The 17,727-nt window shown below is 60.1% G+C and carries 15 protein-coding genes; 14 read left to right on the plus strand and 1 reads right to left on the minus strand.

Annotated features, from left to right (window positions below):
- The first annotated feature begins 237 nt into the window (after window positions 1-237).
- From hutU to hutG, 10 genes are all read left to right on the plus strand, one after another.
- A complete protein-coding gene (hutU, locus tag BW43_RS05590; RefSeq protein ID WP_032890167.1) occupies window positions 238-1,908 on the plus strand; it encodes a urocanate hydratase in 1,671 nt (556 codons plus the stop codon).
- Between the two features lie 142 nt (window positions 1,909-2,050).
- Window positions 2,051-3,523 carry a cytosine permease gene (locus BW43_RS05585; protein ID WP_032890170.1) on the plus strand — a complete coding sequence of 491 codons (1,473 nt, stop codon included), beginning with the start codon at window positions 2,051-2,053 and terminating at the stop codon, window positions 3,521-3,523.
- Between the two features lie 68 nt (window positions 3,524-3,591).
- Window positions 3,592-4,557, plus strand: a complete 966-nt coding sequence (locus BW43_RS05580; RefSeq protein ID WP_032890172.1) for an ABC transporter substrate-binding protein — start codon at window positions 3,592-3,594, stop codon at window positions 4,555-4,557.
- Between the two features lie 71 nt (window positions 4,558-4,628).
- Window positions 4,629-5,480, plus strand: coding sequence for a proline/glycine betaine ABC transporter permease (locus BW43_RS05575; RefSeq protein WP_032890174.1), 852 nt, complete (start codon window positions 4,629-4,631; stop codon window positions 5,478-5,480).
- Window positions 5,477-6,301: a glycine betaine/L-proline ABC transporter ATP-binding protein gene (locus BW43_RS05570; protein ID WP_050442867.1), complete on the plus strand. Its 825-nt coding sequence runs from the start codon at window positions 5,477-5,479 to the stop codon at window positions 6,299-6,301. The genes BW43_RS05575 and BW43_RS05570 overlap by 4 nt, the downstream gene beginning before the upstream one ends.
- Before the next feature lie 140 nt (window positions 6,302-6,441).
- The gene (gene hutH / locus BW43_RS05565; protein WP_032890176.1) at window positions 6,442-7,950 is read left to right on the plus strand and encodes a histidine ammonia-lyase; all 1,509 of its coding nucleotides are present in this window, start codon (window positions 6,442-6,444) and stop codon (window positions 7,948-7,950) included.
- A 45-nt stretch (window positions 7,951-7,995) separates the two neighbouring features.
- Window positions 7,996-9,534: a histidine ammonia-lyase gene (hutH, locus tag BW43_RS05560; RefSeq protein WP_122756619.1), complete on the plus strand. Its 1,539-nt coding sequence runs from the start codon at window positions 7,996-7,998 to the stop codon at window positions 9,532-9,534.
- Between the two features lie 215 nt (window positions 9,535-9,749).
- A complete protein-coding gene (locus BW43_RS05555) occupies window positions 9,750-11,159 on the plus strand; it encodes an amino acid permease (RefSeq protein ID WP_032890178.1) in 1,410 nt (469 codons plus the stop codon).
- 15 nt (window positions 11,160-11,174) lie between these two features.
- On the plus strand, window positions 11,175-12,380 hold the full coding sequence (gene hutI / locus BW43_RS05550; protein WP_032890180.1) for an imidazolonepropionase: 1,206 nt from the start codon (window positions 11,175-11,177) through the stop codon (window positions 12,378-12,380).
- Between the two features lie 11 nt (window positions 12,381-12,391).
- Window positions 12,392-13,189: an N-formylglutamate deformylase gene (gene hutG / locus BW43_RS05545; RefSeq protein WP_032890182.1), complete on the plus strand. Its 798-nt coding sequence runs from the start codon at window positions 12,392-12,394 to the stop codon at window positions 13,187-13,189.
- Between the two features lie 57 nt (window positions 13,190-13,246).
- Here the strand turns inward: hutG and BW43_RS05540 are convergent, their stop codons facing one another.
- On the minus strand, window positions 13,247-13,753 hold the full coding sequence (locus tag BW43_RS05540; RefSeq protein ID WP_032890185.1) for a hypothetical protein: 507 nt from the start codon (window positions 13,751-13,753) through the stop codon (window positions 13,247-13,249).
- Between the two features lie 359 nt (window positions 13,754-14,112).
- On the opposite strand from BW43_RS05540, the gene choX reads away from it, so the two are divergent.
- From choX to dtd, 4 genes are all read left to right on the plus strand, one after another.
- Entirely contained in the window at window positions 14,113-15,060 is a 948-nt protein-coding gene (gene choX / locus BW43_RS05535; RefSeq protein ID WP_032890187.1) for a choline ABC transporter substrate-binding protein, read from the plus strand.
- Between the two features lie 52 nt (window positions 15,061-15,112).
- Window positions 15,113-16,042: an alpha/beta hydrolase gene (locus BW43_RS05530; RefSeq protein WP_032890189.1), complete on the plus strand. Its 930-nt coding sequence runs from the start codon at window positions 15,113-15,115 to the stop codon at window positions 16,040-16,042.
- 103 nt (window positions 16,043-16,145) lie between these two features.
- Window positions 16,146-17,117: a prolyl aminopeptidase gene (gene pip, locus BW43_RS05525; RefSeq protein WP_032890191.1), complete on the plus strand. Its 972-nt coding sequence runs from the start codon at window positions 16,146-16,148 to the stop codon at window positions 17,115-17,117.
- Window positions 17,114-17,551 (plus strand): D-aminoacyl-tRNA deacylase, encoded by a 438-nt coding sequence (gene dtd, locus BW43_RS05520; protein ID WP_032890193.1) that lies wholly within the window; start codon window positions 17,114-17,116, stop codon window positions 17,549-17,551. The genes pip and dtd overlap by 4 nt, the downstream gene beginning before the upstream one ends.
- Window positions 17,552-17,727: the final 176 nt, after the last annotated feature.

Raw genomic sequence — 17,727 nt, forward strand, 5'->3', positions numbered from 1 at the left:
AAGCCACGCTGTCGTGACAAACCTCTCTCGTCGTAAAACTCCCACGTAAGAAATTTCATCGTCCCTCGAAGCCTTAATTTCCAAGGCTCCCACGCGTTTTGCAAAAAAAATCCAACACCTCGCTCAAAAAGTTGGCAGCTTGATTGCATATGCTTGTACATACAAGTAAAGATGTGTGCGTAAGACTCTCCTTCGCACCATCCATGTTCGCGCATCGATCGCCGAGGAGTCCTAGCAGTGACCAAGCCTACAAAATACCGTGACGTCGAAATCCGCGCCGCCCGCGGTAACAAGCTCACCGCCAAAAGCTGGCTGACTGAAGCACCGCTGCGCATGCTGATGAACAACCTCGACCCGCAAGTGGCCGAGAACCCGAAAGAGTTGGTGGTGTACGGCGGCATTGGCCGCGCCGCACGTAATTGGGAGTGCTACGACCAGATCGTCGAGAGCCTCACCAATCTGAACGACGACGAAACCCTGCTGGTGCAATCCGGCAAACCGGTCGGCGTGTTCAAGACCCATAGCAACGCCCCGCGCGTGTTGATCGCCAACTCCAACCTGGTTCCGCACTGGGCCAGTTGGGAACACTTCAACGAACTGGATGCCAAGGGCCTGGCTATGTACGGCCAGATGACTGCCGGCAGCTGGATCTACATCGGCAGCCAGGGCATCGTCCAAGGCACTTACGAAACCTTCGTTGAAGCCGGTCGCCAGCATTACGACAGCAATTTGAAAGGCCGTTGGGTCCTCACCGCCGGTCTCGGCGGCATGGGCGGCGCACAGCCTCTGGCCGCGACATTGGCCGGCGCGTGCTCGCTGAACATCGAGTGCCAGCAGGTCAGCATCGATTTCCGCCTGGCCAGCCGTTATGTCGATGAGCAAGCCACCGACCTCGACGACGCGTTGGCCCGTATCGCCAAATACACGAAAGAAGGCAAAGCCATTTCCATCGCGCTGCTGGGTAATGCGGCCGAGATCCTGCCGGAACTGGTCAAGCGCGGTGTGCGCCCGGACATGGTCACCGACCAGACCAGTGCCCATGACCCGCTCAATGGCTACCTGCCCGCCGGCTGGACCTGGGACGAATACCGCGCCCGCGCCAAGACCGAGCCGGCTGCCGTGATCAAGGCCGCCAAGCAGTCCATGGCAGTCCACGTCAAAGCCATGCTGGAATTCCAGAAGCAAGGCATCCCGACCTTCGACTACGGCAACAACATCCGCCAAATGGCACAGGAAGAAGGCGTTGAAAACGCTTTCGACTTCCCAGGTTTCGTTCCGGCGTACATCCGTCCACTGTTCTGCCGTGGCATCGGCCCGTTCCGTTGGGCTGCGCTTTCGGGCGACCCGCAAGATATCTACAAGACCGACGCCAAAGTCAAAGAGCTGATCCCCGACGACGCCCACCTGCATAACTGGTTGGACATGGCTCGCGAACGCATCAGCTTCCAGGGCCTGCCAGCGCGTATCTGCTGGGTCGGTCTGGGCCAGCGCGCCAAGCTCGGCCTGGCATTCAACGAAATGGTGCGCAGCGGCGAGCTGTCGGCGCCGGTGGTGATTGGTCGTGACCACCTCGACTCCGGCTCGGTAGCAAGCCCGAACCGCGAAACAGAATCCATGCAGGACGGTTCCGATGCCGTCTCCGACTGGCCACTGCTCAATGCCTTGCTCAACACCGCCAGCGGTGCGACGTGGGTCTCGCTGCACCACGGTGGCGGCGTCGGCATGGGCTTCTCCCAGCACTCCGGCATGGTGATCGTCTGCGACGGCACCGACGAAGCGGCCGAGCGGATTGCCCGTGTGCTGCACAACGACCCAGCGACAGGGGTGATGCGTCACGCCGATGCGGGTTACCAGATCGCGATCGATTGCGCCAAAGAGCAGGGTCTCAATCTTCCAATGATCAAGTAACCCATGTGGGGCGGGGCTTGCTCCCGATGGCGGTGTATCAGCCAATAGGTCTGGTGACTGACCCACTGCTATCGGGAGCAAGCCCCCTCCCACAGTTGAGCGGCTGCGACCCCCAAAACAATCCATCAGAGGTTGAACACCCATGGCTGCAAATGACGCGCGTGCAAGCACCACCCCGTTGATCGAGAAACGTTCGATCGACTACATCCCGGAAGCGGAAAGACACGGTCGTCTATTGAGCCAATTCACCCTGTGGTTGGGTGCCAACCTGCAAATTACGGCCATTGTCACCGGGGCCTTGGCCGTGGTGCTGGGCGGTGATGTGTTCTGGTCGTTGATCGGTCTGTTGATCGGTCAACTGATCGGCGGCGGCGTCATGGCGTTGCATGCGGCGCAAGGGCCCAAGCTCGGCTTGCCGCAGATGATCTCCAGCCGCGTGCAGTTCGGCGTATATGGCGCGGCCATTCCGATCGTCTTGGTGTGCCTGATGTACCTAGGCTTTACCGCAACCGGTACGGTGCTTTCCGGCCAGGCGCTGGGCCAGTTGTTTGGTGTCAGCAGCAGCGTCGGTATCCTGATCTTCGCCAGTGTCATCGTGCTGGTCACGGTGCTTGGTTATCGGGTGATCCACTTCATAGGGCGCGTTGCCAGCGTCATTGGTGTGATTGCCTTCGTTTACCTGTTCAGTCGCCTGATGGGCCAGGCTGACATTGGCGCATTGCTGCAAATCCGCCATTTCAGCTGGAGCAGTTTCTTGCTCGCGGTGTCCCTCGCCGCCTCCTGGCAGATCGCGTTTGGGCCGTATGTGGCGGATTACTCGCGCTACTTGCCGAGCAGCACGTCGTCGGTGAAAACCTTTCTCGCTGCGGGCGCCGGTTCAGTGATTGGCGCACAAGTGGCGATGATTCTCGGCGTGTTCGCCGCCGCCATGGCCAACGGGCAATTCGCCGGTCATGAAGTGGCCTACATCGTTGGTTTGAGTGGTACGGGCGCCACCGCTGCGCTGCTGTATTTCAGCATCGCGTTCGGCAAGGTCACCATCTCCACACTGAACTCCTACGGCAGCTTCATGTGCATCGCGACCATCATCAGCGGCTTTCGTGGTCGCCTGGAGGTGACGCGTCTGCAGCGTCTGGTGTTCGTGCTGCTTATCGTCGGTACGGCGACCCTGATCGCATTGCTCGGCCAGCATTCGTTCCTCGGTGCGTTTAAGTCTTTCATTCTGTTCCTGCTGGCGTTCTTCACGCCCTGGAGCGCGATCAACCTAGTGGACTACTACTTCATCACCCGCGAGCGCTATGACGTGCCGGCGCTGGCCGATCCAAACGGGCGGTACGGTCGTTGGAACCCTCTGGGTATCAGCGTCTATGTCTTCGGGGTGTTGGTGCAGATGCCGTTCATCGCTACCAAGTTCTACACCGGTCCGCTGGTGAGCGCGCTTGGGGGTGTGGATATCTCCTGGATCATCGGCCTGGTGCTGCCCGCTGCTCTGTATTACCTGTGTGCGAAAAAATGGCACGGCAGCGTGCCCGATCAACTGATTCTGCCGGTCGAGCAGGACAGTGTTGTACCCACTAAAAAAAGCGGGGCCAGTCGCGCTGCGGCGCGGGCCTGACAGGACGTGGACAAGGCAGGACGCCTTTTGACTGCCGTAATCCATTTCATGATTGGGAGCGTCACACAATGAAAATGCATAAGACCCTGCTGACCACGTTGTTCTCTGCAGGCTTGCTGGCCAGCGCTGGCGCCCAGGCGGCCGGTTGGTGCGAGTCCGGTAAACCGGTGAAATTCGCCGGGCTGAACTGGGAAAGCGGCATGTTGCTCACCGACATCCTGCAAACCGTGCTGGAAAAAGGCTACGACTGCAAAACCGACAGCCTGCCGGGCAACTCCATCACCATGGAAAACGCCCTGAGCAGTAACGACATCCAAGTGTTCGCCGAAGAATGGGTCGGCCGCAGCGAAGTCTGGAACAAGGCTGAGAAGGCCGGCAAAGTCGTCGGCGTTGGTGCGCCTGTGGTGGGCGCAATCGAAGGCTGGTACGTGCCGCGCTACGTGATCGAAGGCGACGCCAAGCGCAAGCTGGAAGCCAAGGCGCCGGACCTGAAAACCATCGCCGACCTGGCCAAGTACGCCTCGGTGTTCAAGGACCAGGAAGAACCATCCAAGGGCCGCTTCTACAACTGCCCGGCCGGCTGGACCTGCGAGCTGGACAACAGCGAAATGCTGAAAAGCTACGGCCTGGAAAGCACCTACACCAACTTCCGCCCTGGCACCGGCCCGGCGCTGGATGCGGCGGTGCTGTCGAGCTACAAGCGTGGCGAGCCGATCCTGTTCTACTACTGGTCGCCGACGCCGCTGATGGGTCAGGTCGACCTGGTCAAGCTTGAAGAAAAACCCGGTGTGGATAAAACCGTGACCATCAAGGTCGGCCTGTCCAAGACCTTCCACGAACAAGCCCCTGAACTGGTGGCCGTGCTGGAAAAGGTCAACCTGCCCATCGACCTGCTGAACCAGAACCTGGGACGCATGGCCAAGGAGCGCATTGAGTCGCCGAAACTGGCGAAGATCTTCCTCAAGGAACATCCTGAAGTCTGGCACGCCTGGGTGAGCGAAGACGCAGCCAAGAAAATCGACGCGGCCTTGTAGGTCAAGTGTGCACGGCTACCCTGAGGGGTGGCCGGGCGCCCGGCCACAACCCATTGGATCGAGAGCACGCTATGTTTCCTGAGAGTTTTACGTTTTCCATTGCCGACTGGGTTAACGGTTGGGTGGATTCACTGGTCACCAACTACGGCGATGTGTTCCGGCAGATCTCCGACACGCTGTTGTGGGCCATCGTCAACCTGGAAGGCCTGCTGCGCGCCGCCCCTTGGTGGCTGATGCTGGCCATCGTCGGCGGCGTGGCCTGGCACGCTACCCGCAAAGTAGTCACTACGGCGGTGATCGTCGGTTTGCTGTTCTTGGTAGGCGCGGTTGGCCTGTGGGACAAGCTGATGCAGACCCTGGCCTTGATGATGGTTGCCACGGTGATTTCGGTGTTGATCGGCATTCCGTTGGGCATCCTCTCGGCGCGCAGTAATCGCCTGCGTTCGGTGCTGATGCCGCTGCTCGACATCATGCAAACCATGCCCAGCTTCGTGTACCTGATCCCGGTGCTGATGCTGTTCGGCCTGGGCAAGGTGCCGGCGATTTTTGCCACGGTGATCTATGCCGCGCCGCCGCTGATTCGCCTCACCGATTTGGGCATCCGCCAAGTGGATGGCGAAGTTATGGAGGCCATCAACGCCTTCGGTGCCAACCGCTGGCAGCAACTGTTTGGCGTGCAACTGCCGTTGGCGCTGCCGAGCATCATGGCCGGCATCAACCAGACCACCATGATGGCGTTGTCGATGGTGGTGATCGCCTCGATGATCGGCGCCCGTGGCTTGGGTGAAGACGTGCTCGTCGGCATCCAGACCCTCAACGTTGGCCGTGGCCTTGAAGCCGGGCTGGCGATCGTGATTCTTGCAGTGGTCATCGACCGCATTACCCAGGCCTATGGCCGCCCACGGCATGAGGCGAGCAAATGACGACTGTGAGCAAAATCGAAGTCAGAAACGTCTTCAAGATCTTTGGCGCGCGTTCCAAGGAAGCGCTGGCGATGATCGGGCAGGGCAAGACCAAGGACCAAGTGTTGGCCGAGACCGGTTGCGTGGTCGGCGTCAACGACCTGTCCCTGAGCATCGGTACTGGTGAGATCTTCGTGATCATGGGCCTGTCGGGTTCCGGTAAATCCACATTGGTGCGTCACTTCAATCGCCTGATCGATCCCACCAGCGGCGCGATCCTCGTGGACGGCGAAGACATCCTGCAACTGGACATGGACGCCCTGCGCCAATTCCGTCGGCACAAGATCAGCATGGTGTTCCAGAGCTTCGGCCTGTTGCCCCACAAGAGCGTGCTCGACAACGTCGCTTACGGCCTCAAGGTGCGTGGCGAAACCAAGCAGGTGTGCGCCGAACGCGCGCTGCACTGGATCGAAACCGTGGGCCTCAAAGGCTACGAAAACAAATACCCGCACCAGCTCTCCGGCGGCATGCGCCAGCGCGTCGGCCTGGCCCGTGCGTTGGCTGCCGACACGGACATCATCCTGATGGACGAAGCCTTCAGCGCCCTTGACCCGTTGATTCGCGCCGAGATGCAGGACCAATTGCTGGAGCTGCAAAAGACCCTGCACAAGACCATCGTCTTCATCACCCACGACCTTGACGAGGCCGTGCGCATTGGTAACCGCATTGCGATCCTCAAGGACGGCAAGTTGATCCAGGTCGGCACACCTCGGGAGATCCTCCATTCCCCGGCGGATGAGTATGTGGACCGGTTTGTTCAGCGGCGGGCGGCGGTGGTCTGATCCAGATTCTGTGGTGAGGCTGCTGGCCCTATCGGGAGCAAGCCCCTCCCACCTTTGAAGATGTTCACCGTTCAAAATGTGGGAGGGGGCTTGCCCCCGATGAGGCCGGCAAAGCGGTAGAGAATATGAAGAGGTCAACCATGTCCCAGGCAGCAAAAATCATCATCGCCGACACCCCCCTGCGCTGGCAGGACGTGGTCGCCGTGGCCCGCCACGGCGCGGTGCTGGAACTCTCGGGCCAAGCCTGGGCCCGCATCGACAATGCCCAAGCCATCGTGCAGCGCATCGTCACCAGCGGCGAACGCGCGTATGGCGTGAACACCGGCCTGGGCGCGCTGTGCAACGTGTCGCTTGCGGGCGAGCAACTCAGCCAGCTGTCGCGCAATACTCTGCTGAGCCACGCCTGTGGCGTCGGCCCGGTACTGAGCGACGAGCAGACCCGGGCGATCATCTGCGCCGCGGTCATCAATTACAGTCACGGAAAATCCGGCCTGCATCCGCAGGTCGTACGTTCGTTGCTGGCGCTGCTTAACCACGGCATCACGCCACAGGTGCCGTCCCAAGGTTCGGTGGGTTACCTGACTCACATGGCCCACGTCGGTGTCGCTTTGTTGGGTGTCGGTACGGTGAGTTATCGCGGCCAGATCGTGACGGCGCAGGAAGCCTTGCAGGCAGAAGGTTTGCAGCCCGTGGTACTCGGCGCCAAAGACGGCCTGTGCCTGGTCAACGGCACGCCGTGCATGACCGGTTTGAGCTGCCTGGCCTTGGCCGACGCCCATCACTTGCTGCAGTGGGCCGACGTGATCGGCGCCATGAGTTTCGAAGCCCAGCGCGGCCAGATCGATGCCTTTGATGAAGAAATCATCGCCCTCAAGCCGCACCCCGGCATGCAGCACGTTGGCGTCAACCTGCGTGCCTTGCTCGACGGCAGTGAAGTGATCGCCAGCAGCAAAGGCCTCCGCACCCAGGACGCCCTGAGCATCCGCTCGATCCCGCAGATCCACGGCGCGGCGCGCGACCAGGTGGAGCACGCCACCCGCCAGATCGAGACTGAACTCAACAGCGCCACTGACAACCCGTTGGTGCTTGGCACGCCGGACGAGTACCGCGTAGTGTCCCAGGCCAATCCGCACGGCCAGTCCGTCGCCCTGGCCGCCGATATGCTCGCCATCGCCATGGCCGAAATCGGCTCAGTTGCCGAACGCCGCCTGGACCGTTTGATCAACCCGCACGTCAGTGGCTTGCCGGCGTTCCTGGTGAGCAACCCAGGGGTCAACTCCGGAATGATGATCGTGCAATACGTCGCTGCATCACTGTGCGGGCAAAACCGCCAGCTCGCGCAACCAGCGGTGCTCGATAATTTCGTCACCTCGGGGCTGCAGGAAGACCACTTGAGCATGGGCACCAATGCCGCGCTGAAGCTGCATCAACTGCTGGCCAACGTCACCCAGATTCTTGCCATCGAGTACTTGCTGGCGGCCCAGGCCTTTGAATTTTTGAAGGCCCAGCGTTTCGGCGCGGGTACCGACCGCGCTTGGCGATTGTTACGTGAAGTGGTCCCCGCATACGAGCAGGACCGCTGGCTGGCGCCGGACATTGCAGCTGCCGCCAAGCTGCTCAAAGACACCGCATTACCCAATGTGCACTGAACCCTTATTCAACAGAAATATTCGAAAGAACAATTCACAAGGAGTATGAATGTGACTGCGTTAAATCTGATTCCAGGCCAACTGAGCCTTGCCCAACTGCGGGCCATCTACCAGCAGCCGGTGACCCTCAGTCTGGATGACAGCGCTTCAGCCCAGATCGAAGCCAGCGTTGCCTGCGTGGAGCAGATTCTCGCTGAGAACCGCACTGCCTACGGCATCAACACCGGTTTCGGCCTGCTGGCCTCGACCCGTATCGCCAGCGAAGACCTGGAAAACCTCCAGCGTTCCCTGGTGCTGTCCCATGCCGCCGGCGTCGGTGAGCCGATCAGCGATGCGCTGGTGCGGCTGGTCATGGTGCTCAAGGTCAATAGCCTGAGCCGTGGGTTCTCCGGGATTCGTCGGCAAGTGATCGACGCGCTGATCGCGCTGATCAACGCCGAGGTTTACCCGCATATTCCGTTGAAAGGCTCGGTCGGTGCGTCCGGTGACTTGGCGCCGCTGGCCCATATGTCCCTGGTGCTGCTGGGCGAAGGCAAGGCGCGCTACAAAGGTGAATGGCTGGAAGCGACTGAAGCGCTGAAAGTCGCCGGCCTCACGCCGCTGACCCTCGCGGCTAAAGAAGGCCTGGCGTTGCTCAACGGTACCCAGGTGTCCACTGCTTATGCCCTGCGCGGCCTGTTCGAAGGCGAAGACCTGTTCGCAGGCGCCCTGGCCTGTGGTGGCCTTACCGTCGAAGCAGTGCTGGGCTCGCGCTCGCCGTTCGACGCGCGTATTCATGCCGCACGCGGCCAGCGTGGGCAAATCGATTCGGCTGCCGCTTACCGCGACCTGCTCGGCGAAAGCAGCGAGGTCTCCCAGTCGCACCAGAACTGCGACAAAGTGCAAGACCCGTACTCCCTGCGCTGCCAGCCTCAGGTCATGGGGGCGTGCCTGACCCAGTTCCGCCAGGCCGCTGAAGTGCTGGTGGTCGAAGCCAACGCCGTATCGGATAACCCGCTGGTGTTCGCCGCCGAAGGCGATGTGATTTCCGGCGGTAACTTCCACGCCGAACCAGTGGCTATGGCCGCTGACAACATGGCGCTGGCCATCGCCGAAATCGGTTCCCTCAGTGAGCGTCGTATCTCGTTGATGATGGACAAACACATGTCGCAATTGCCGCCGTTCCTGGTGGGCAATGGCGGGGTGAACTCCGGTTTCATGATCGCCCAGGTGACCGCCGCCGCGCTCGCCAGCGAGAACAAGGCGCTGGCCCATCCCCATAGTGTCGACAGCATTCCGACTTCAGCCAACCAGGAAGACCATGTGTCGATGGCACCTGCTGCCGGCAAGCGCCTGTGGGAAATGGCCGAGAACACCCGTGGCATCCTCGCCGTGGAATGGCTGGCCGCGTGCCAGGGTCTGGACTTGCGCGAAGGCCTGAAAACCTCGCCGAAACTGGAAAAAGCCCGTGGCGTCTTGCGCGCCAAAGTGGGGTTCTACGACAAGGATCGCTTCTTCGCCCCGGACATCATCGCCGCGAGCGAACTGCTCGCCAGCCGCTGCCTGAATGACCTGGTGCCGGCGAAGTTGCTGCCGAGCCTGTAAGCGACACTCGCTCTCTGTAGTGAGCGAGCTTGCCCCGCGCTGGGCTGCGTAGCAGCCCCTCCTACAGTCACCGCATTTCTCCAAGTGAAATGCGGTAGCCGGATTTGGGGTTGCTTCGCACCCCAGCGCGGGGCAAGCCCGCTCACCACAAAAAAAGCAGTTGTCATGAGCGCGGCTTTTAATTTTCTCAGGATAAAAATAATTAAGGACGAGAAATGCACCAGCAAGAAAAGGGTTTGAAACGTGGCCTAAGTGCCCGACATATTCGCTTCATGGCACTGGGGTCGGCCATCGGCACCGGGCTGTTCTACGGCTCCGCCTCGGCTATCCAGATGGCCGGCCCTGCCGTGCTGCTGGCCTACCTGATCGGCGGCGCCGCGGTTTTCATGGTGATGCGCGCCCTCGGTGAAATGGCCGTGCACAACCCGGTGTCCGGTTCCTTCGGCCAGTACGCCAGCACCTATCTGGGGCCCATGGCCGGGTTTATTCTCGGCTGGACCTACGCGTTTGAAATGATCATCGTCTGCCTCGCCGACGTCACCGCGTTCGGCATCTATATGGGCTTCTGGTTTCCCGACGTCGCGCGCTGGGTCTGGGTGCTCGGCATTGTGTTTCTGATCGGCGGCCTGAACCTGTGCAACGTCAAAGTGTTTGGCGAGATGGAGTTCTGGCTGTCGCTGCTCAAGGTCGGCGCGATTGTCGCGATGATCCTCGGCGGCTTCGGCATTATGCTGTTCGGTATCCATTCGGCGGGCGAGACCCAGGCCAGCGGCCTGAGCAACCTGTGGGCCCACGGCGGCTTTATGCCTAACGGTGTTGGCGGCCTGATCGCCTCGTTCGCGGTGGTGATGTTCGCCTTCGGCGGTATCGAAATCATCGGCATCACCGCTGGCGAAGCCAAAGACCCGCAGCGCGTAATTCCCAAGGCGATCAACGCCGTGCCGCTGCGCATCCTATTGTTCTACGTGCTGACCCTGTTTGTGCTGATGGCTATCTACCCATGGCCCCAGATCGGCAGCCAGGGCAGCCCGTTCGTGCAGATATTCAGTAACCTCGGCATAGGCTCGGCGGCGACCATTCTCAATATTGTGGTGATCTCGGCGGCAGTCTCGGCGATCAACAGCGACATCTTCGGTGCGGGGCGCATGATGTACGGCCTCGCTCAACAAGGGCAGGCGCCCAAGGGTTTTGCCCAGTTGTCCAAACAGGGCGTGCCATGGATGACCGTGGTGGTGATGGGCGCAGCGTTGCTCGGCGGCGTGCTGCTCAACTACCTGATCCCGGAAAACGTGTTCCTGGTGATTGCCTCGATTGCCACCTTCGCCACCGTGTGGGTATGGCTGATGATTCTGTTCACCCAGGTCGCCATGCGTCGCTCGATGACTAAAGAACAGGTCGCTGAGCTGAAATTCCCGGTGCCGTTCTGGCCCTATGCGCCGGCGGCGGCCATCGTATTCATGCTGTTTGTGTTTGGTGTGCTGGGTTACTTCCCGGACACCCAGGCGGCCTTGCTGGTCGGCGCCGTGTGGATCGTGCTGCTGGTCGTTGCCTACCTGCTGTGGGTCAAACCCGCCGCCGGGCAAACGGCCAACGTCCAATACGACCCGGCTGTGTCTCATCGATAACTTAGGGAGGCGTTGATGAAAACCCTTTGGCAACACTGCCACGTTGCAACCATGGCTCAAGGTAACTACTCGATCATCAAGGATGCTGCCATGGTCACTGCCGGCTCACTCATCGAGTGGATCGGCCCGCGCAGCCAAGTGCCGACGGCGGACTACGCCCAGGTGCATGACCTGCAAGGCGCGTGGGTCACTCCGGGGCTGATCGACTGCCACACCCACACGGTGTTTGGTGGCAATCGCAGTGGCGAATTTGAGCAGCGCCTTGAGGGCGTTAGCTATGCCGAGATCGCGGCCAAGGGCGGTGGTATCGCCAGCACCGTGCGCGCCACCCGCGCCGCCAGCGAGGATGAACTGTTCGACAGCGCCCGCAAGCGCCTGCGCAGTCTGCTGCGCGACGGCGTGACCACAGTGGAGATCAAATCCGGCTACGGCCTGGACCTGGCCAACGAACGCAAGATGTTGCGCGTGGCCCGGCGTCTCGGCGATGAGCTGCCGGTCAGCGTGCGCGCCACCTGCCTGGCGGCCCATGCGTTACCGCCGGAGTACAAGGACCGCGCCGACGACTACATCGAGCATATCTGCAGCGAGATGCTACCGGCCCTGGCGGCGGAAGGGCTGGTGGACGCCGTGGATGCCTTCTGCGAATACCTGGCGTTTTCCACTGAGCAAGTGGAGCGCGTGTTCAAGGTCGCCCAGCAGTTGGGCCTGCCGGTAAAACTGCACGCCGAGCAACTCTCGTCGTTGCACGGCTCCAGCCTGGCGGCGCGTTATCGCGCGTTGTCGGCGGACCACCTGGAATTCATGACCGAAGAAGACGCCATTGCCATGGCTGCATCCGGCACCGTCGCCGTGCTGCTGCCAGGGGCGTTCTACTTCCTGCGCGAAACCCAGTTGCCACCGATGGAGGCCCTGCGCAAACACGGCGTGAAAATCGCCATCGCCAGTGACCTCAACCCCGGCACCTCGCCGGCACTGTCGGTGCGCCTGATGCTCAACATGGCCTGCACTCTGTTCCGCATGACCCCGGAAGAGGCCCTGGCCGGCGTCACGCAACATGCGGCCACCGCATTGGGCATGGGCGCTACCCATGGCTCACTGGAAGTGGGCAAAGTGGCGGATTTTGTAGCGTGGCAGATTGATCGTCCCGCCGACCTCGCCTACTGGCTGGGCGGCGAGCTGGATAAACGCGTCGTGCGCCATGGCGTCGATGTCACTGTTTAAGGAGTGCTGTTGTGGATAAGGTTCTGAATTTCAAACAAGGCCGCACCCCGCTGCTGATCAGCATGCCCCACGCCGGCGTGCGTTTGACACCTGCGGTCGAGGCCGGGTTGATCCCCGAGGCGCAAAGCCTGCCGGACACCGATTGGCATATCCCCACGCTGTATGACTTTGGCGAAGAGCTCGGCGCCAGCACCCTCTCGGCGGAGTACTCGCGCTTTGTCATCGACCTCAACCGGCCGTCCGACGACAAGCCGCTGTACGCCGGCGCCACCACCGGCTTGTACCCGGCCACGCTATTTGAGGGTGTGCCGTTGTTTCGTGAAGGCCTGGAGCCCAGCGAGGCAGAACGCGCCACTTACCTGCAAAAGATCTGGGGCCCGTATCACCGCGCGCTGCAAGAGGAACTGGCGCGGCTCAAGGCCGAGTTCGGCTACGCGCTGCTGTTCGACGCCCACTCGATCCGCTCGGTGATCCCGCACCTGTTCGACGGCAAACTGCCGGACTTCAATCTCGGCACCTTTAACGGGGCCGCCTGCGATCCCGAACTGGCCAGCCAGCTGGAAGCCATCTGCGCCGCCCATCCGCAGTACACCCATGTGCTGAACGGGCGCTTCAAGGGCGGCCATATCACCCGGCATTACGGCGACCCGGCGCAGGATATTCATGCGGTGCAGTTGGAGTTGTGCCAGAGCACTTATATGGAGGAGTTCGAGCCGTTCCGTTATCGCGCGGATTTGGCTGAGCCGACGCGGGTGGTGTTGAAGCAGTTGCTGGAAGGTTTTTTGGTCTGGGGACGTGGGCACTATTAAATGAAAAAATACAGATGCGATTTCCTGCTCAGAACGCGCACCTGTATTTTTCAGCTATCAGATGGAGTGTTGTCCGCTGTTTGAAAGGTAAAAGTGGCCATTGATATTAATGGGGGCTTTGTTCTCATCGAGTGTGTTGAGGTCAATGTTGCCCTCAATGGATTTAAAGTCATTACTCCATTCGTATTTGATCACCCCTGTTTTACCCAGGTAGATGAGTTCGTCTGACTTTTTCTTCTCATAGTCAATGTTCACAATTCTAAAATAGCTTGCACTGTTTATAATCGGCGCCTCAGGGGGAAGAGCTGGGAACATCTCGACCCTACCGTGTAGCTGATATCTGGGCAGGTAAATGTGTATCGCGCGTATTTCATGAGGTTTCTTGTTTATTTCGGAGATGTCCTGAAATGCCGCTATCATCCAGCAGCTGCTACCTGAATTATCTTTGATCAGCGCGATGTTGATTTTATTGGCGAGAAAAATGTCTTTCTCGTTTGCGTATTGCACTGTTGCTTCAAAGATCTCAGTTATGGGTTTATTGCTCGGGTACGTTGGCGTGGTCATTATTGCTCTCCGGAAAGTCAGTGTCTTTCCGTAAACAGTAAAGACGCCCCTGAGAGTTGCTCTACTGTTATATATGACAGTTTTTTAGGTGAAGTAGTCATTTCAGCGTGGGTGGTTATCAGCTTTTGAATTAAGAGCGATTAACTATTCATTGGCGTGGTTCCAGAGCACCGTAGAGGGCAGTGTTCGAACCGCTCATTTATCACGCAACGGTCCGAGCCGATGACGCTGACAGTCGACACAGTGCAACTGCCGGTCGCACCCGGTCGTGTTTATCGAGGTCTTGCTGGGTAAGGTTGTGGTTACGGCGCATCAGATGCCACTCCCCACAATAAAAACTGCCGAGTGAGACCGCTTTCATGAAACGACTATTCAACCGCTATCTGTTGACCCTCACCGGCGCCGTACTGCTCAGTGCGCAAGCCATGGCGGCCGAGCCGGCCTCCTGCAAGTCCATCCGAATGGGCGTGGTCAGTTGGACCGATGTGGTCGCCACCTCCGGCATGGCTGACGTGCTGCTCAACGGTTTGGGCTACGACAGCAAACAGACCAGTGCGGTGCAGCAGATTATCTTTGCCGGCATCCGCGATAAGCGCCTGGATATCTTTCTTGGCTACTGGAAACCGGCGATGGACAACAACATCGCCCCCTTCCTGGCGGCCAAACAGGTCAAGGTGCTCGACACGCCGAGCCTCGCCGACGCCCAAGCTACCCTGGCCGTGCCGCAATACGTGGCCGATGCCGGGTTGAGGACCTTCTCCGACATTGCCCGATTCAAGAACCAACTGGGTGGCAAACTCTACGGTATCGAGCCCGGCAGCGGTGCCAATACTGATATTCAGAAAATGATCGACACCAACCGCTTCGGCCTCGGCGGCTTCAAACTGGTGGCCTCCGGTGAGGCGGGGATGTTGGCGGCGGTGCAGCGCGCTGTAAATCGCAAGGAGTTCGTGGTGTTTGTCGGTTGGACCCCGCACCCGATGAACCTCAATATGAAAATGACCTACCTCACCGGCAGCGAAGACGTATTCGGTCTCGACGAAGGCCGCGCTACCGTCTCCACCGTGACGGCGCCGGACTTTGCCGAACGCTGCTCAAATGTCCATCGACTCTTGGAAAACCTCACCTTTACCGCTGCCCAAGAGAGCCAGTTGATGGTGCCGATCATGGCGCGCCAGTCGCCCCAGGACGTGGCTAAACAGTGGTTGCGCGACCATCCGCAGGATTTGCAGCGCTGGCTGGCAGGTGTTAAAGCGTTTGATGGCCGCGATGGCGTGGCGGCAGTGCTGGCAAGCCTCAAACCCTAAGCCAAATGCAGTGCCTTCCTCCTTGAACCTGCTGTGCTAGAGATCATTGTGCATGTACCCAATTTCCCCACGGCTTGCCGCCTTCGTCGAAAAGACCGCTTCCTTCACCGGCGACGATCCATCGCTGGCCGGCATACGCCAGAGCTACGAGCGCATGTGCCAAGCGTTCACCCCACCCATGCCGGACGGCTTGCAGGTGTCTGACTTTCCCCTCGCAGGCGTTGGCGTGCGCAGCTACCTCCCCCCGTCAGCCCCACCGGCCGATGGTTGGCCCTGCCTCCTTTATATGCACGGCGGCGGATGGGTAGTCGGCGGCCTGGATTCCCACGACTTTATTTGCTTCGAATTGGCCGGTGCGTTGAACGTTTTGGTGATCGCCATCGACTACCGCCTTGCCCCGGAACACCCGTTCCCCGCGGCCTATCAAGATTGCCGCGCCGTGTGGCGGGCGATCCAGTCGGGGGAGGGGCCGCACGCCATTAACCTGCAACGTATTGTCGTGATGGGTGACAGTGCCGGTGGCAATCTGGCCGCTGCGCTGTGCCTGGGGCTGCGCGACGCCCGTGAACCGTTGCCCCGCGCCCAAGTGTTGATTTACCCCGGCCTTGGTGGCACGGCTGACTTACCCTCGCGCCGAGATTGCATGGCCGCACCCTTGCTCAGCACCGCTGATGCGGAGCACTACCTGGCGCTTTACCTGCGCGGATCGGGCAAGGATTCACCCTATGCCATGCCGCTGCTGGCCCAGGATTACTGTGGATTGCCCAAGGCATTGATCGCCGTCGCCCAATTCGACCCGTTGCGCGACGACGGCATGTTGTATGCCGAGCGACTGCAAGCGGCGGGCGTGACCACGGTGCTTTATCCGGGAAAGGGCCTGGTCCATGGCTGTTTGCGCGCACGAGGCCAAGTGGCGGAGGTGGACCAATTGTTCGACTATCTGCTGAATTACCTGCAGGGCGAAGGGCTGACACAGGTCTAAGCGCTCAAGGACATGCTCATTGCACAATTCGGGTTTATAGTGCCAGACGGCAAAATAAAAGACGTCCCCTCAGGGATGAACCCGACCCCCTACGGAGCGCGCAATGCAGACTTGGTACCCGCAGATCAAACCCTACGCCCGGCACGATCTGGCAGTCGATGACACCCACACCCTGTATGTCGATGAAAGTGGCTCCCCCGAAGGCTTGCCTGTCGTCTTTATCCACGGGGGCCCTGGTTCCGGTTGCGACGCCCAGAGTCGCTGCTATTTCGATCCTAATCTGTACCGCATTGTCACCTTCGACCAGCGTGGTTGCGGGCGCTCCACGCCCCGCGCCAGTCTGGAAAACAACACCACCTGGGACTTGGTGGCCGACCTTGAGCGTATCCGCGAGCACCTGGGCATCGACAAATGGGTGTTGTTCGGCGGCTCTTGGGGCTCGACCCTGGCTCTGGCCTACGCGCAAACCCACCCTGAGCGTGTGCATGGCCTGATCGTGCGCGGCATTTTCCTGGCCCGACCGCAGGACATCGAATGGTTCTACCAAACCGGCGCCAGCCGCTTGTTCCCGGATTACTGGCAGGACTACCTCGCGCCGATTCCTGCGGACGAGCGTCACGATATGATTGCCGCCTACCACAAGCGCCTGACCGGTAACGACCAGATCGCCCAGATGCACGCGGCCAAAGCCTGGTCCGGCTGGGAAGGTCGCATGCTGGGCCTGTGCCCAAGCCCACAGCATGTGGAGCGTTTTTCCGAGCCGCAGCGCGCCCTGTCCATCGCGCGGATTGAATGCCACTACTTCACCAATAATTCCTTTCTGGAACCCAACCAGCTGATTCGCGATATGCACAAGATCGCCCATCTGCCTGGCGTAATCATCCACGGCCGCTACGATATGATCTGTCCGCTGGATAACGCGTGGGAGCTGCATCAGGCTTGGCCGAACAGCGAACTGCAGGTGATCCGCGAGGCGGGCCATGCGGCGTCCGAGCCCGGCATTACCGATGCATTGGTGCGCGCGACCGGTGAGATGGCACGGCGCCTGCTTGATCTACCGCCAGAAGAAGCATGAAGGGCCTGTTGCAACGGGTGCGTAGCGCCCGTGTCGAGGTCGAGGGTGAAGTCGTCGGTGCCATCGACCAGGGATTGCTGGTACTGGTGGCCGTTGAGCCTTCAGATACGCCGGAGAGCGCCGATAAGTTGCTGCACAAACTGCTCAACTACCGTGTGTTCAGCGACGACGAGGGCAAGATGAACCTGTCGCTCAAGGACATCGGCGGTGGTTTGCTGCTGGTGTCGCAGTTTACGTTGGCGGCGGATACCAAGAGCGGGCTGCGGCCAAGCTTCTCCACAGCGGCCCCGCCGGCCCTGGGAGCGGCGCTTTTTGATCACCTGCTGGTACAAGCGCAACAATTGCATGGCAAGGTGGCGTCGGGGCGTTTTGGTGCCGATATGCAGGTGCATTTGGTCAATGATGGCCCTGTGACCTTTCTGTTACAGACCTGAATGTATTAAAAACGACTTTTAATGCCTAAAAACGCAGGATTTCGCTACAAATACTTCGCTGCCCCTGATGCGTTGTCTCGCGGGCTACTAGATAATCGCGCGCTACGGGGATCAGCGTTGTTTGGTCCATTTTTGATTTAGGTAGAGACTTGTCCGACATCCATTGGGGAATCATT

The organism is Pseudomonas sp. RIT357 (assembly GCF_000632245.1).
GTDB classification, from domain to species: domain Bacteria; phylum Pseudomonadota; class Gammaproteobacteria; order Pseudomonadales; family Pseudomonadaceae; genus Aquipseudomonas; species Aquipseudomonas sivasensis.

What these genes read in the sequence shown, in the direction of transcription:
- BW43_RS05540 (WP_032890185.1), bottom strand. Translation starts at nt 13,753, where the DNA reads ATGACCACGCCAACGTACCCGAGCAATAAACCCATAACTGAGATCTTT.
- BW43_RS05585 (WP_032890170.1), top strand. Translation starts at nt 2,051, where the DNA reads ATGGCTGCAAATGACGCGCGTGCAAGCACCACCCCGTTGATCGAGAAA.
- choX (WP_032890187.1), top strand. Translation starts at nt 14,113, where the DNA reads ATGAAACGACTATTCAACCGCTATCTGTTGACCCTCACCGGCGCCGTA.
- hutH (WP_122756619.1), top strand. Translation starts at nt 7,996, where the DNA reads ATGAATGTGACTGCGTTAAATCTGATTCCAGGCCAACTGAGCCTTGCC.
- pip (WP_032890191.1), top strand. Translation starts at nt 16,146, where the DNA reads ATGCAGACTTGGTACCCGCAGATCAAACCCTACGCCCGGCACGATCTG.
- BW43_RS05575 (WP_032890174.1), top strand. Translation starts at nt 4,629, where the DNA reads ATGTTTCCTGAGAGTTTTACGTTTTCCATTGCCGACTGGGTTAACGGT.
- dtd (WP_032890193.1), top strand. Translation starts at nt 17,114, where the DNA reads ATGAAGGGCCTGTTGCAACGGGTGCGTAGCGCCCGTGTCGAGGTCGAG.
- hutH (WP_032890176.1), top strand. Translation starts at nt 6,442, where the DNA reads ATGTCCCAGGCAGCAAAAATCATCATCGCCGACACCCCCCTGCGCTGG.
- BW43_RS05555 (WP_032890178.1), top strand. Translation starts at nt 9,750, where the DNA reads ATGCACCAGCAAGAAAAGGGTTTGAAACGTGGCCTAAGTGCCCGACAT.
- hutI (WP_032890180.1), top strand. Translation starts at nt 11,175, where the DNA reads ATGAAAACCCTTTGGCAACACTGCCACGTTGCAACCATGGCTCAAGGT.
- BW43_RS05570 (WP_050442867.1), top strand. Translation starts at nt 5,477, where the DNA reads ATGACGACTGTGAGCAAAATCGAAGTCAGAAACGTCTTCAAGATCTTT.
- BW43_RS05530 (WP_032890189.1), top strand. Translation starts at nt 15,113, where the DNA reads ATGTACCCAATTTCCCCACGGCTTGCCGCCTTCGTCGAAAAGACCGCT.
- BW43_RS05580 (WP_032890172.1), top strand. Translation starts at nt 3,592, where the DNA reads ATGAAAATGCATAAGACCCTGCTGACCACGTTGTTCTCTGCAGGCTTG.